This is a genomic window from Mesorhizobium sp. M7A.F.Ca.MR.148.00.0.0, assembly GCF_003997735.1.
GTDB lineage: Bacteria > Pseudomonadota > Alphaproteobacteria > Rhizobiales > Rhizobiaceae > Mesorhizobium.
Genome location: NZ_RZTB01000107.1, coordinates 1 through 14672, shown reverse-complemented (window position 1 = coordinate 14672; position 14672 = coordinate 1). Strand labels below are relative to the sequence as shown.

At 64.5% G+C, this 14672-nt stretch carries 15 protein-coding genes; 7 read left to right on the top strand and 8 right to left on the bottom strand.

Annotated features, from left to right (window positions below):
• Positions 1-112: 112 nt before the first annotated feature.
• Positions 113-2233 carry a TRAP transporter permease gene (locus EOB49_RS26980; protein WP_127382782.1) on the bottom strand — a complete coding sequence of 707 codons (2121 nt, stop codon included), beginning with the start codon at positions 2231-2233 and terminating at the stop codon, positions 113-115.
• Positions 2234-2466: 233 nt separating this feature from the next.
• Positions 2467-3426 (bottom strand): TAXI family TRAP transporter solute-binding subunit, encoded by a 960-nt coding sequence (locus EOB49_RS26970; protein ID WP_127382780.1) that lies wholly within the window; start codon positions 3424-3426, stop codon positions 2467-2469.
• Positions 3427-3686: 260 nt separating this feature from the next.
• On the opposite strand from EOB49_RS26970, the gene EOB49_RS26965 reads away from it, so the two are divergent.
• Both EOB49_RS26965 and EOB49_RS26960 read left to right on the top strand, forming a co-directional pair.
• The gene (locus tag EOB49_RS26965) at positions 3687-4055 is read left to right on the top strand and encodes a YciI family protein (RefSeq protein WP_127267556.1); all 369 of its coding nucleotides are present in this window, start codon (positions 3687-3689) and stop codon (positions 4053-4055) included.
• A gap of 7 nt (positions 4056-4062) precedes the next feature.
• A complete protein-coding gene (locus EOB49_RS26960) occupies positions 4063-5307 on the top strand; it encodes an RNA polymerase sigma factor (RefSeq protein ID WP_127382779.1) in 1245 nt (414 codons plus the stop codon).
• A 3-nt stretch (positions 5308-5310) separates the two neighbouring features.
• Here EOB49_RS26960 and EOB49_RS26955 read toward each other — a convergent pair whose 3' ends face one another.
• From EOB49_RS26955 to hrcA, 6 genes are all read right to left on the bottom strand, one after another.
• Entirely contained in the window at positions 5311-5937 is a 627-nt protein-coding gene (locus EOB49_RS26955) for a glutathione S-transferase family protein (RefSeq protein ID WP_127382778.1), read from the bottom strand.
• 130 nt (positions 5938-6067) lie between these two features.
• A complete protein-coding gene (gene cysK, locus EOB49_RS26950; protein WP_127331354.1) occupies positions 6068-7048 on the bottom strand; it encodes a cysteine synthase A in 981 nt (326 codons plus the stop codon).
• 194 nt (positions 7049-7242) lie between these two features.
• On the bottom strand, positions 7243-7860 hold the full coding sequence (locus EOB49_RS26945) for a LysE family translocator (RefSeq protein ID WP_127382777.1): 618 nt from the start codon (positions 7858-7860) through the stop codon (positions 7243-7245).
• A 272-nt stretch (positions 7861-8132) separates the two neighbouring features.
• Entirely contained in the window at positions 8133-9485 is a 1353-nt protein-coding gene (locus EOB49_RS26940; protein WP_127382776.1) for a sorbosone dehydrogenase family protein, read from the bottom strand.
• A gap of 97 nt (positions 9486-9582) precedes the next feature.
• Positions 9583-9780: a hypothetical protein gene (locus EOB49_RS26935; RefSeq protein WP_023814156.1), complete on the bottom strand. Its 198-nt coding sequence runs from the start codon at positions 9778-9780 to the stop codon at positions 9583-9585.
• 24 nt (positions 9781-9804) lie between these two features.
• On the bottom strand, positions 9805-10887 hold the full coding sequence (gene hrcA / locus EOB49_RS26930) for a heat-inducible transcriptional repressor HrcA (RefSeq protein ID WP_127331348.1): 1083 nt from the start codon (positions 10885-10887) through the stop codon (positions 9805-9807).
• Between the two features lie 198 nt (positions 10888-11085).
• On the opposite strand from hrcA, the gene rph reads away from it, so the two are divergent.
• From rph to EOB49_RS26905, 5 genes are all read left to right on the top strand, one after another.
• Entirely contained in the window at positions 11086-11802 is a 717-nt protein-coding gene (gene rph, locus EOB49_RS26925) for a ribonuclease PH (RefSeq protein ID WP_013528632.1), read from the top strand.
• Positions 11803-12066: 264 nt separating this feature from the next.
• Positions 12067-12477, top strand: coding sequence for a VOC family protein (locus EOB49_RS26920; protein WP_127382775.1), 411 nt, complete (start codon positions 12067-12069; stop codon positions 12475-12477).
• Positions 12477-13124, top strand: a complete 648-nt coding sequence (gene rdgB / locus EOB49_RS26915; RefSeq protein WP_127318509.1) for an RdgB/HAM1 family non-canonical purine NTP pyrophosphatase — start codon at positions 12477-12479, stop codon at positions 13122-13124. The genes EOB49_RS26920 and rdgB overlap by 1 nt, the downstream gene beginning before the upstream one ends.
• Complete coding sequence (gene hemW / locus EOB49_RS26910; RefSeq protein WP_127382774.1) at positions 13121-14284, top strand: radical SAM family heme chaperone HemW; 1164 nt, start codon at positions 13121-13123, stop codon at positions 14282-14284. The genes rdgB and hemW overlap by 4 nt, the downstream gene beginning before the upstream one ends.
• 4 nt (positions 14285-14288) lie before the next feature.
• On the top strand, positions 14289-14612 hold the full coding sequence (locus tag EOB49_RS26905) for a low molecular weight protein tyrosine phosphatase family protein (protein ID WP_127382773.1): 324 nt from the start codon (positions 14289-14291) through the stop codon (positions 14610-14612).
• The last annotated feature ends 60 nt before the right edge of the window (positions 14613-14672 follow it).

Below are 14672 nucleotides of genomic sequence, written 5' to 3'. Positions count from 1 at the left end.
GTGACCTTCCAGTCTTCCTCCCAACGCGACCGTTCCACCGAATGCGTCCAGGACAGGGTGAAGGCGGCAGCGGCCACCGTCACCGTCTTGCCGGCGGCCAGGATGCAAAGGCTCATGTTTTGACTGAAGCCTGCCGCGCACGAAAGCAGTGCCAGCCGATCCAGGCCAGCGCCAGCACCCAGCCGGCCTCGTCGGTCAGCGGCACCGCGGCGACCAGCAGCACGCCGGCCGCGAAGGCGATGAGCCGTTCCCACAATGCCATGCGGCTGGCGAGAAAACCGACGGCGGCGGCACCCCACAGCACGATGCCCATGCAGGCCTTGGCGACGATGTAGGCGACCTCGACGGGATAGCCGAACTGGGCGGCGATCGGCCCGGCATCCTGCAGCATCAGAGCCGGCGTGTAGACCGCCATGAACGGCACCACGAAGCCGGCAATGGCGAGTTTAGTCGCCTGGATGCCGATCTTCAGGCCACTTTCCCTAGCCATTGGTGCCGCGGCAAAGGCGGCCAGCGCCACTGGCGGCGTCAGATCGGCCATGATGCCGAAATAGAAGACGAACATGTGGCTGACCAGCAGCGGCACGCCAAGCTCGAGTAGCGCCGGCCCGGCCAGCGACGAGGTGATGATGTAGTTGGGAATGGTCGGGATGCCCATGCCCAGGACCAGGCAGGTGAGCATGGTCAGCAACAGCGACAGGAACAGATTGTTCTCGCCGATGGAGATGATCCAGCCGATGAAGGTCGAAGCGATGCCGGTCAGCGTCAGCGTGCCGATGACGATGCCGACGATGGCGCAGGCAATGCCGACCGGCAGTGCGTTCTTGGCGCCTTCGGCAAGCGAGTCGACGCAGATCCGCAGCGTCTCGCGGCCGCCCCTGAAGGTGAAGCAGGCGACGACGAGCGCGGCGATGACGGCGCCGAGAAGGTTGACGCCGAACTTCATGAACGAGGCGGCGGCAAGCCCGAGTGCTAGCCAGAAGACGACGCGGAAGGCGAGCGGCCCGATCGCTGCTGCCAGCGGCGTGCCGAGGATAAGCGCGATGGTCAGCGCCAGGCCCATCGTGCCGGCGAAGATCGGCGTGTAGCCGGCAAACAAAAGATAGATAAGCGCCGCCAGCGGCAGCACCAGCGGCCAGTGCTGTTTCACCGCGTCCCACGGATTGGGCAGGTCCGCCTTGGCCATGCCGTGCAGCCCGGCCTTGCCGGCTTCCAGATGCACCTGCCAGAAGCAGGCGCCGAAATAGAGCAGCGCCGGGATGATCGCCGCCTTGACCACCTCGGCATAAGGCACGTTCAGCGTCTCGGCCATGATGAAGGCGACGGCGCCCATCACCGGCGGCATGATCTGGCCGCCCATCGAGGAGGTCGCCTCGACGGCACCGGCAAAGGCCGAGCGGAAGCCGAAGCGCTTCATCAACGGGATGGTGAACTGGCCGCTGGCCACGACATTGGCGACGCCCGAGCCGGAAATCGTGCCCATCAGCGCCGACGACAGCACGCAGACCTGCGCCGGGCCGCCGCGCCACGTGCCGACAAGGCCGAGCGCGAAATCGTTGAACAGCGCGATCATGCCGGCACGTTCGAGGAAGGCGGCAAAGACGACGAAGATGAAGATGTAGGCGGCCGAGACATAGATCGGGGTGCCGTAGATGCCTTCGGTGCCGTAGGCGAAGGTGTCCACCAGCTGGGCGAAATCATAGCCGCGATGGACGAGCGGCGGCGGCAGATGGTTGCCGAAAAAGCAGTAGGCGAGAAAGATGAAGGCGATGATCGCCAGCGGCAGGCCCATCAGCCGCCGCGCCGCCTCGAAGACCAGCACCACCAGCACCGCGCCGACGATCAGATCCGGCGTGGTCAGGAAGCCGGAGCGGCGAATGAGATCGGTGTAGAACACCCAATTGTACAGGCCGGTGCCGAAGCCGAGCGCCCCGAGCGCCCAGAACGCTGCTTTGGCCGGCATGCTCTTGGCGCGCAGATTGGCGATCAGGCCGAAGCCGAGCAGCAGCAGGAAGCCGACATGCATCGCCCTCACCACCTGGCTCGGCATGCTGCCATAGGCGGCGACATAGATCTGGAACACGGAAAAGGCGACGGCGATGAGAAAGGCGGCCTTGCCGGCGATGCCGTCGCCGAAGCCCGGCGGCAGGCCTTCGACATGTTCTTCGACGGCAGGCAGATGGAAGGTGGCGGATTTGCCGTCGGTCGTTGTTCCAGACGATGCTTCGCTCATCCAACGGTCTCCAGAAGGAGCGAAGTGTAGTGCGAGGCGCGCCCCCCTGTCCTGCCGGACATCTCCCCCTCGAGGGGGGAGATCAGCAGCGTTGGTGTCTGCGCACGTCCTGCAACGCTAGCGAATGGCGAAAGGTATGGTGACGGCCAATCTCCCCCCTTGAGGAGGAGATGCCCGGCAGGGCAGAGGGGGGCGCCTGGCGAGTGCATCTCAGATAGCCGAGCTACCCCCCGCTACTTCAACAACCCCTTCTCCTTGTAATACCGTTCCGCACCGGGGTGCAGCGGCACTGGCATGCCGTCGAGCGCCTTGGCCTGGTCGATCGCCTTGGCGGCGGCATGGGCCGCGGCAAGCTGGTCGAGATGGTCGAATATCAGCTTGGTCATCTGATAGGCGGTCTCGTCGGAGACATCGGCGCGGGTGATGAGGAAATTGCCGACGGCGGCGGTGGCGACATCCTCGCTCTGGCCCTCATAGGTACCCTTGGGAATGACCACCGAAAGATAGGGCGAGCCGATCTTCGCAACATCCTCGGCCGGCACCGCCACGACATTGATCGGCACGGAGGTGGCGAGGTCGCGGATCGAGGCGACGCCGAGCCCGGCCGATTGCAGCGTGGCGTCGAGCTGCCGGTTTTTGATCAGCTCGACCGATTCGGCGAAGGGCAGGTATTCGACCCGGCCGAGATCCTCGTATTTCAGCCCCGCGGCGGCGAAGATCGCGCGCGCATTGAGTTCGGTGCCCGACGCCGGTGCGCCGACCGACAGGCTCTTGCCCTTGAGGTCGGCCAGCGTCTTGATGCCGGACTCCTGGCTGGCGACAATCTGGATGTAATTGGGATAGATGGCGGCGATGCCGCGCAATTTGTCGAGCTTGCCTGGGAAACCAACCTCGGCATTGCCTTCGGCGGCCATCTTGACGGAATCGCCGAGCGCAAAGGCGATCTCGCCCTTGCCCTGCTGCAGCAGATTGAGGTTTTCAACCGACGCCTTGGTCGCCTGCACCTGGGTGCGCGCGCCTTCGATGCCCTTGCCGTAGATTTCCGAAAGCGCCACGCCGAGCGGATAATAGACGCCGGATGTGCCGCCGGTCAGCACGTTGATGAATTCCTGGGCTCCTGCCGACACAGCGCCAAGGCCAAGTGACAGCGCCACAGCGCCGGCTGCAACAAGTTTCGTTCTGAAATGAAACATCCGATTTCCCTCCCTGAAATATCGACGACCGCACCGCCTCCCAGGGTGCGAACCGGGGCGAGTTTAGACAGTGGGCCGGAAATGCCAACCCGCAATTGTGCTCGTTAGACGAACGGTTGAGAGATTGGGAAGCAGATGGCGGCTTGCACAAAAATCCGTCGGAGCGGAAAGTTTTTCCGCAGCCTGTCGAAATCGTGCGCTGCCGCGCGACATACGTCCGGCTCGCAACGACGCGGCCTTCGAAACAACGGGAGAAGACCATGCGATACATGATTTTGATTTACGCCGACGAAGCCGCGATGGCGAATGCCCCGGCCGAGGCGACCTACCAGATGAGTGCCGCCTATGGCGCCTATACTGAGGCCCTGAAGAAATCCGGCGCGTGGCTGGCCGGTGACCGGCTGCGCCCGAGTCAGGCGACCACCTCGGTTAGGGTGGCTGGTGGCAAGACCAACGTCCTCGACGGCCCCTATGCTGACACCAAGGAGCAGCTTGCAGGCTTCTACATGATCGAGGCCGCGGATGCCGACGCAGCGATCGCCTGGGCGGCGCGCTGCCCGGCGGCCAGCGCCGGCACTGTCGAGCTGCGGCCGATCTGGGAACTGACCGAGTACCTGTCTGAGAAATGACGATGTGATGGACAGTCGCTCCGAGACCGCCCGGGCGGCCGCCGAGGCTGCCGCCCGGCAGAGCTACGGCAAGCTGGTCGCCTGGCTCGCTGCGCGCACGCGCGACGTGGCCGCCGCCGAGGACGCGCTGGCCGATGCCTTTGCCGCCGCCCTCGAGCGCTGGCCGCGAACCGGCGTGCCGGAAAAGCCGGAAGCCTGGCTGCTGGCGGTGGCGCGGCGGCGCCGTGTCGATGCGGTGCGGCGGCGGCTCACCAGCGAGGCCGGTCGCGAGCATCTCAAGCTGATTGCGCAGGAGGCGGAGGCACGCATGACCGAGGAAGACCTGCCCGACGATCGGCTGCGGCTGATGTTCGCTTGCGCCCATCCGGCGATCGAATCGAGCGTGCGTTCGCCGCTCATTCTGCAGACGGTGCTGGGGTTCGACGCCGCGACGATCGCCTCCGCCTTCCTGGTCTCGCCCGCAACCATGGGCCAGCGCCTGGTGCGGGCCAAGAGCCGCATCCGTGAAACCGGCATTCCGTTCCGCGTGCCGGAGCGGGCCGAACTCGGCGAAAGGCTGGACGCGGTGCTGGAGGCGATCTATGCCGCCTTCGCCGAAGGCTGGTCCGATCCGGCCGGCACCGAAACGCGGCGCCGCAACCTGGCGACCGAAGGCATCTGGCTCGGCCGGCTGGTGGCCTCGCTGATGCCGGAGGAACCGGAGGCACTGGGCCTGTTGTCGCTGATGCTGTTTGCCGAGTCTCGCCGCGCCGCACGGCGCAGCGCCGAAGGCGACTTCGTGCCGTTGGCGGAGCAGGATTGCCTTCTATGGGACCGTGCCCTCATCGACGAGGCGGAAGCGCTGCTTTCCCACGCAGCGGCCAAGGGCGTCATCGGCCGCTACCAGCTTGAGGCGGCCGTGCAGTCCGCGCATGCGGCACGAAGGCTCACCGGCCGCACCGACTGGGTGGCAATCCAGGAACTCTACGACGCGCTGCTTTCGATCGCAGGATCGCCGGTGGTGGCGATAAACCGCGCGGTGGCGATCGCCGAGGCCGAGGGCGCAGTGGCCGGATTGGCGGCTCTTTACGTGCTGGGCGACGACAAGCGGCTTGATGAGTACCAGCCCTATTGGGCCGCACGCGCCGGTCTCCTGGCCAGGCTTGGTCAGGTACCGCAAGCCTGCGAAGCCTATGACCGGGCGATCGGCCTCGAGCGCGACCCGGCGGTGCGCCGGTTCCTGCAAGGAAAAAGAGCGGTGCTCAGAAATTGAGCTTCAGCCCGGCCACATCTCGTGCGAGGTGTTGAGCGTCTTCATCAGCGGATGGTCGCGCAGCCGCGCCCACAGGCGTTCGATGTTCGGCCATGCCGTCCGCGCGCTGTCGATGTCGGGATACCAGGCCACCAGCATGACCAGATAGATGTCGGCCAGCGACATCCGGTCACCGACCAGCCAGTCACGGCCTTCGAGCGCGGCATCGAGAACGGCAAAGCCGCGGTCCATCTCGGCCACGGCCGCCTGCTTGACCGCCTTGGTGCCTTCGGGATCGGCAGTGTAGCGGTATGCGTAGTAGAAACGCAGCACCGCCGAATAGAGCACAGACGACATAAAGGCCATCCAGCGCAGGAAATCCGCGCGGGCAGGCGCTTCTGCTCTCGGCGCCAAATTGGCGTCGGGGTGGCGCTCGGCAAGCACGATGCAGATCGCCGCCGATTCGGTCATCGAGCTTCCGTCGGGCAAGGTCAGCACCGGCACCTGGTTCAACGGACTGATGTCGAGGAAGGCGGGATCGGGCCGGTCGGTCTTCGGCACGTCGATCTGCTCAAATGGTACATTGGCCAGCGCCAGCGCCGCCTCGACCACGAAGCCGCCGCTGCCGGGACGGGTATAAAGCTTGTACATAAATTCTCCCCCGGCCCGCGCAAAGCGGGCCGGGGGAGATATGAACCGGAAGCGGTGTGGCGCTCAAGCCGCTGATGGCGGCCACGGGTGTTTTTTCAGCGGGCCAGCTTGGTCACGAAGAAGCGTCGGATTACGATCCCAGCCCCTCGAACAGGATTGTCGACAGGTAACGCTCGGCGAAGGACGGGATGACCACCACAAGATTTTTGCCCTTGTTCTCCGGCCGCGAGCCGACGACGATGGCCGCCTGCAGGGCGGCGCCCGAAGAGATGCCGACCGGCACGCCTTCGAGGCGGGCGACGAGGCGGGCATTGGCCACGGAATCCTCGTTCGACACTTTGACGATCTCGTCATAGATCGTCGTGTCGAGGATTTTGGGCGCAAAGCCGGCGCCGATGCCCTGGATCTTGTGCGGGCCGGGCTGGCCGCCCGACAGAACAGGCGAGGAGTCCGGCTCGACGGCGACGACATGCACGGAGGGCTTGCGCTTCTTCAGCACCTGGCCGACGCCGGTGATGGTGCCGCCGGTGCCGATGCCGGCGACGAAGATATCGACCTCGCCCTGCGTATCGTTCCAGATTTCCTCGGCCGTCGTCGTGCGGTGGATTTCCGGATTGGCTGGGTTCTCGAACTGCTGCGGGATGATCGCATTGGGGATCGTCGCTGCCAGTTCGTCGGCCTTGGCGATGGCGCCCTTCATACCTTTCGGGCCTTCTGTCAGCACCAGCTCGGCGCCCAGCAGCGCCAGCATTTTCCGGCGCTCGATCGACATCGTTTCGGGCATCGTCAGGATCAGCTTGTAGCCCTTGGCGGCAGCGGCGAAGGCAAGCGCAATGCCGGTGTTGCCCGACGTCGGTTCGATCAGCGTGGTCTTGCCGGGAGAGATCTTGCCCGACGCCTCCAGCGCCTCGATCATCGCCACGCCGATGCGGTCCTTGACCGAGGCGATCGGGTTGAAGAATTCGAGCTTGGCGATGAGATTGGCGACGATGCCCTTTTCCCGGGCGAACTTGTCGAGCCGCACCAGGGGCGTATCGCCGATCGTGTCGGTGATGGAATCGTAGACGCGGCCGCGGCCGGGCACGCGGGCTGATGTGGCGGGCTTCTTCATTTGTTTCGCTCCCAGAACTTCAGGCGAGTAAGGATTTCAGGCAAGTGGAATTGCAGGCAAGATAGGACCTTGGACCGCGCAAGATAGACTGTCGATTGAAAATATCCGAGTGGGACCTGTGTCTAAAACAGTGCCGTCTCGGAAAAGCATTTCCCGCAAAGGCTTGTTTGCGAAATGCTTTGGCCGAAAGCTCGCTATTGGCGGGCGGCAATCGCTGCAGCGGCACCGACCATGAAGCCGGCAGCCGTGCGGTTCAGCGCCTTGAGCGCGCGCGGAGATTTCAGGAACCAGCGCGCCTTGGCAGCCAGCGCAAGATACGGCACCAGCACCACCAACAGCACGACAACGGTCAGCGCGACGAGGATACCGTAGTCTGCCAGCGTGATGGTTTTCAGGTCGACGATGGTCGGCGTGATGGCGAGATAGAAGATCATCGTCTTCGGATTGCCGAGCGTGACAGTCAGGCCGGCGGCAAAGCTCGACATCAATCCCGCCCTGCCCGTTTGGGCTTCGACGGTCTCGGGCGTGATGCCGCTGTTCCAGAATCGCCAGCCGAGGAAGGCGAGATAGGCGACGCCGAGCCATTTGATGGCGAGAAAGACCATGCCGAAACTCTGCGCGACGAAGGCGAGGCCCAACACCACGGCGGTCAGGTAGGTGATGTCGCCAACCATCAGGCCAAACGACATCGCCAGCGATGAGCGAAAGCCGGAGCCGAGCGCACGCGCGACAAGCGCGGTGAAACCGGGACCGGGAATTGCGGCGGCGATGCCGAGCGCGGCACTGTAGGCGAGGAATCCGGTGAGGGTCATGGCATTCGTCTCAGATCAGAGCGCTTTATCGCATGGGATCGGCCAAGATTGAATTCCCTGGGGTCGGATTCTATTGCACCAGATATCGGGGGCCTCGCCTTACGAAGCCCCTCATCCGGCCGCTTCGCGGCCACCTTCTCCCCGAGGGGAGAAGAGACGGGCACGGGCCCGCCTACCTCCTCTACCCGCCGGGGAGAGGTCGGATTGTCCCGAATTGCTCTTCGCAATTCGGTTGGCAATCCGGGTGAGGGGGCCTGCGCTACCCGAGCAGATCAGGAGCGACCGTCGCCATGGGTGACACGCCAGATGGTACCGTTGCCGTCCTCGCTGACGATCAGCGCGCCATCCATGGTCACCGCCACACCGACCGGCCGGCCCCAGACCTCGCCGTTGGAGACGACGAAGCCGGTGATGAAATCCTCATATTCGCCGGTCGGCTTGCCGTCCTTGAACAGCAATCGCACCACCTTGTAGCCGGTCCGGTTGCCGCGGTTCCATGAACCGTGCAGAGCGACGAAAGCATCGCCCTTGTATTCGGCCGGAAAGCTCTTCCCTTCGTAGAAGGCGATGTTGAGCGGAGCCGAATGCGCCTGCATCAGCACATCGGGAACGGTCGTTTTGCCGGCAAGATCGGGGCGCTCACCCTTGTGGCGCGGATCCTCATTGTCGCCGATATAGTACCAGGGCCAGCCATAGAAGGCGCCCTCCTTGACCACGGTTGCGTATTCGGGCGGCACATTGTCGCCAAGCGCATCGCGTTCGTTGACGACGCACCACAGCGCGCCGGTCGCCGGCTGCACGGTCATGCCCGAGCAGTTGCGCAGGCCGGTGGCAAGGATGCGGCCGTTCTTGCCATCGGGATCGAAGGCCAGCACGTCGGCGCGGCCATCTTCGGGTCCCCAGGCTGCACCCAGCGGCTGCGATTTCGCCCAGGCATCGAGTCCGCCTTTCGGCTCCTGGCCCATGTCCTCGGCGACATTCGATCCCGAGCCGACCGACAGATAAAGCGTCTTGCCGTCCGGCGAGAAGGCGATGTCGCGGGTCCAGTGATGATTGGCCGGGATGTTGTCGACGATGGTTTCCGGATCGCCGGAGGCCTTCAGGTCGCCATTGCGGTAGGCAAAGCGCACGATGCTGTCGCTGTTGGCGACATAGACCCATTGCGGGTCAGCATCCGGCGGATAGAAGGCAATGCCATAGGGCCGGTTGAGATTGCCGGCAAAGATGCCGTCCTGTGCCGGCCTCGCCCTGCCTTCGGCGAGGCGATAGATGCGGACCTGATTGGCTTTGCTGTCGGCGACGAACAGGTCGCCATTCGGCGCGACGCGCACGACACGTGGATTGTCGATGCCCGATGCAACCAGCTCGGCCGAGAATCCCGGCGGCAGTTGCAGCTTCGCATCTGCCGGCATGTCCGCAACGCCGGCGCTGTTCGAGGTCGACCGAGTGGCATCGGGCTTGGGCAGATCATCCGGTCTGATCAGGCGGCGTGTGCCCGGCTTGTCGGCTCGCCAGTCACCGAAGGCGTCCGCGCCTTTCAGCACCGGCTCGTCCGCCTGCTGGGCGAATGAAGCGGTCGAGAGAAACAGTGCGGCGGAAAGTGCGGGGCCGGCAAAACGCATCATTCGGTCCTCCAATGTTTGGCGTGAAAATAGGAACGACCGGTTTCGTCGATCGTTCCACGGCACACGATGAGGTGAAGGAAGCTCCCGGTTTCCCGTTTCAGGTCCCGGCGGCGTAGAAATCGTCATCGAGGCGTTTTTCCAACTCGACGAGATCGGCCGGCAGCGGCAGGCCCATGGCGCGCATTTCCTGCAGTTTTTCGCGCAACTGCTCCTGGATCTCGTGCTGGTCTTCCGGCTGGTTGACCATCTCCTCCAGCAGGAGGCTGATCCGGGCCTTGAATTCTTCGAGCGCCATCATCGTCTCCTTGCTTGGATCAGCTCAACGCAGCATGCGTGAAATCAGCTGCGCCGTATAGTCGACCATTGGGACGATGCGCGCGTAGTTCAGCCGGGTCGGGCCGATGACGCCGAGCGCGCCGACGACGCGGGCATCCTTGTCGCGATAAGGCGCCACCACCAGCGACGAGCCCGACAGCGAAAACAGCTTGTTTTCCGAGCCGATGAAGATGCGCACGCCCGAGCCTTCCTCGGCGAGGTCGAGCAACTGGATAAGCCCGTCCTGCGTCTCCATGTCCTCGAACAGATGGCGCAGCAGTTCGATGTCGGCCTGGGCGGTGACGTTTTCGAGCAGATTGGCGCGCCCGCGCACGATAAGCCGTGCCGGCAGGCCGCTATCGGCGCCGGCCCACACCGCCAGCCCCTTCTCGACCAGGTCCTGCGACAGCGTGTCGAGCGCGGCCCTGGTTTCTTCCTTGATGCGGGCGATCTCGATCCGCGCCTCGGCCAGCGTGCGGCCGCGTATATGGGCGTTGAGGAAATTCGAGGCCTCGTGCAGTTGCGAGACGGTGATGCCGGCGGGCAGCTCGACGACGCGGTTTTCGACGTCGCCATTCTGCGACACCAGCACCGCCAGCGCCTTGGTCGGTTCGAGCTGGATGAATTCGATGTGCTTCAGCGCCACCTCGTTCTTGGCGGCCAGCACCAGGCCGGCGCCGCGCGACATGCCCGACAGCATCTGGCTGGCCTCGGTCAGCATGTGTTCCAGCGTCGCGCCCGAGCCGGACGCCCGAACCTGTGCCTCGATGGCGCGGCGCTCCTCGTCGGAAAGATCGCCAAGCTCCATGAAGGCATCGACGAAGAAACGCAGGCCGGCCTGCGTCGGCAGCCGGCCGGCCGAAATGTGCGGCGCGTAGATCAGGCCGAGATGCTCGAGGTCGCTCATGACGTTGCGGATGGTGGCCGGGGACAGCGAAGACGGCAGGATGCGCGACAGGCTGCGCGAGCCCACGGGTTCGCCGTCCTTGAGATAGGAATCGACGATGCGCCGAAAGATGTCGCGCGAACGCATGTCGAGCGACTGGAGCGCGGGCGACTGCGAAGCGGGATCGACTGCCTTGGTCATACGGCCAAAAACCTCCGGCCCAAGGATACAGACTTACACTGCACCCGCGCAACCCGGTGTCTGTGTGAGATCACCGGGTGTCTTTGTGGGATCACCCGGTGTCTGTGTCAGATCGTCAGGCCATTTTCCTTTGCGCCACGCGTCCCATGCGGTTACAAGCCGGCCAAGATTCCGAAAAATGACAAGAAAGCAGCCTGAATGCGCCCTTCCAAACGCCAATTCGACGAAATGCGTGCCATCTCCTTCGAGCGCGGCGTCTCCAAGCATGCCGAAGGCTCATGCCTGGTGAAGTTCGGCGACACGCATGTCCTGTGCACGGCCAGCCTCGAGGAAAAAGTGCCGGGCTGGATGCGCAATTCCGGCAAGGGCTGGGTGACGGCGGAATACGGCATGCTGCCGCGCTCGACCGGCGAGCGCATGCGCCGCGAGGCTTCGGCCGGCAAGCAGGGCGGCCGCACGCTGGAAATCCAGCGGCTGATCGGCCGCTCCCTGCGCGCCGTGGTCGACCTGCAGGCGCTGGGCGAGCAGCAGATCACCGTCGACTGCGACGTCATCCAGGCCGATGGCGGCACCCGCACCGCCTCGATCACCGGCGGCTGGGTGGCGCTGTATGACTGCCTGCGCTGGATGGAAGCGCGCCAGATGGCCAGCGTCGCCAAGGTGCTGAAGGACCATGTCGCGGCGATCTCCTGCGGCATCCATGACGGCCAGCCGGTCATCGACCTCGATTACATCGAGGATTCCGCGGCCGGCACCGACGCCAATTTCGTCATGACCGGCAAGGGTGGCATCGTCGAGATCCAGGGCACCGCCGAGGGCGAGCCTTTCTCCGAGGAGCAGTTCGCGGACTTGATGGGCCTGGCCAAGAAAGGCATCCAGAGGTTGGTGAGTCTGCAGCAGATGGCGGTGGCTTAGTTTTTCGATGTCGAGTTTGAGCGCCCCCCTCTGGCCTGCCGGCCATCTCCCCCTCAAGGGGGGAGATCGGATGTCATTTCGGCTTTCGCTAACCTCCGGCTTTGCAGGGTGCGCGACAATGCAGAAGCTGCCAATCTCCCCACCTGAGGGGGGTGAGGCGTGGTCCGCGAAGCGGACGGAAAGCCAATTGCTTGGCTTTCCGAACAACGAACGCCCAGAGCGGCAGCGAAGGGCCGGGGCCGGCAGGCCAGAGGGGGGCGCCTCGTGACGCCCTCCGCGATCCTGGAATCGGCCCTCTACGTCACAGACCTGACCGCCGCGGAAACGTTCTACACCGACATCCTCGGCCTCAATCTCCTAGGCAAGGTCGACGGCCGCCACCTCTTCTTCCGCTGCGGGCCGGGCGTGCTGCTCGTCTTCAACGCCGAGGCGACGAAAGTGCCGCCGGCGCCTGACGCCAGGCTGCCGGTGCCGCCGCATGGCGCGGTCGGCCAAGGTCATCTGTGCTTTACGGCGACCGCCGATGAAATCGCCGGCTGGAAAGCCCATCTGGAGGCAAAGAAGATCGCCATCGAGAGCGAATTCGAGTGGCCGCAGGGCGGCCGTTCGATCTATATACGCGACCCCTCGGGCAATTCGATCGAATTCGCCGAGCCACGAATCTGGGGCCTTTGATGCATTCTCTTGATGGCAAGAAGATCGTCGTCGCCAGCCACAATGAAGGCAAGCTGCGCGAATTCGCCGACCTGATGGGGCCGTTCGGCTTCGAAGCGAAGTCAGCCAAGGAGTATGGCCTGCCGGAGCCGGACGAGACCGGCACCACCTTCGAGGAGAACGCCTACATCAAGGCGCTCGCCGCCGCCAAGGCGACCGGCCTGCCGGCGCTGTCGGACGATTCCGGCCTGTGCGTCGACGCGCTTGATGGCGCGCCCGGCGTCTACACCGCCAACTGGGCCGAAACCCCGGATGGCAGCAGAGATTTCGGCATGGCCATGCAACGCACCGAAGTGGCGCTGCAGGAAGTCGGAGCGGCCTTGCCGCAACAGCGCAAGGGACGCTTCGTCGCCGTCATCTGCCTGGCGTTTCCCGACGGCGAGGCCGAATATTATCGCGGCGAGGCCGAGGGCACGCTGGTCTGGCCGCCGCGCGGCGAACTCGGCTTCGGCTATGATCCTGTGTTCCTGCCCGATGGCTTCGAGAAAACCTTCGGCGAAATGAGCGCTGAGGAAAAGCATGGCTGGAAGCCCGGCCAGGCCACGGCGCTGTCGCACCGCGCGCGTGCCTTCCAGAAATTCGCCGAGGCGAGATTGGGCTCGGCATGAGCATGCTGCTCGACCGGGCGCCCGGCTTCGGCGTCTATGTCCACTGGCCATTCTGCGCGGCCAAATGCCCCTATTGCGACTTCAACAGCCATGTCCGCCACCAGCCGGTCGACCAGGAGCGCTTTGCCGCCGCCTTCGAGGCCGAACTGGCGACGATGCGCGAGCGCACCGGGCCGCGCGAGGTGACCAGCGTTTTTCTCGGCGGCGGCACGCCCTCGCTGATGAAGCCGGAAACCGTGGCCAGGGTTCTGGACGCCGTGGCGAAGAACTGGACTGTGCCTGACGGCATCGAGGTGACGCTGGAGGCCAATCCGTCCTCGGTCGAGGCCGAACGCTTTCGCGGCTACCGGGCAGCCGGCGTCAACCGCGTGTCGCTCGGCGTGCAGGCGCTGAATGACAGGGATTTGCGCTTCCTCGGCCGGCTGCACAATGTCGAAGAGGCCCTGCACGCCATCGGCCTCGCGCGGGAAATATTCCCAAGGCTGTCCTTCGACCTCATCTACGCCCGCCCCGGCCAGACGCCTGAGGCCTGGGCATCGGAGCTGGAACAGGCGATCGGCCATGCCGCCGACCATCTGTCGCTCTACCAGCTGACCATCGAGGAAGGCACGCCCTTCCACGCCCTGCATGCGGCGAAGAAATTCATCATTCCCGACAATGACCACGCCGCCGACCTCTATGCGCTGACGCAGGAGATTACATCGGCGCATGGTTTGCCGGCTTACGAGATTTCCAATCACGCAAGGCCGGGTGCCGAGAGCCGGCACAACCTCACCTATTGGCGCTATGGCGAATATGTCGGCGTCGGGCCGGGCGCGCATGGCCGCTTCGTCGAGAATGGTCGCCGCACGGTGACGATCGCCGAGCGGATGCCGGAAACCTGGGCCAATCTGGTCGAGGCCAAGGGCCACGGCGTCACCGGCGGCGAAATCCTGACGCGTTCGGAAGAGGCCGACGAATTCCTGCTGATGGGCCTGCGGCTCGCCGAAGGCATCGACCTCTCCCGCTACGAAGCGTTCTCCGGACGCGGCCTGTCGAGCGCGCGACTGTCGATGCTGCAGGGAGAGGGGCTGGTAGCGCCGATCGGCAATTCGCGCCTGCGCGCCACGGCGGCCGGTATGATCGTGCTCGACGCCGTGGTCGCCGATCTGGCGCGCTGACCCTTTGAAGAACGTCCTCTTTGTCTGCAGCCAGAATCGCTTGCGCAGCCCCACCGCCGAACAGGTGTTTTCAACGCGCCGGGATATCGAGGTCGCCTCGGCGGGGACAAACCACGATGCGAATACGCCGCTGACGCATGAATTGGTCGCCTGGGCCGACATCATCTTCGTCATGGAAAAGGCGCATCGCACCAAGCTGCAGAAAAAATTCAAGGCCAGCCTGAAGAAGGCCCGTGTCATCTGCCTCGATATACCTGATAACTATGAATTCATGGATCTGGAGCTGATTGCACTTCTGAAGGCACGCGTTTCACGGTATCTCGGTTGAGACGTCATCCGCGAAGGCCACCTTGATGAACCTGACCGTATCCTCCTGGCAATTCTGGGC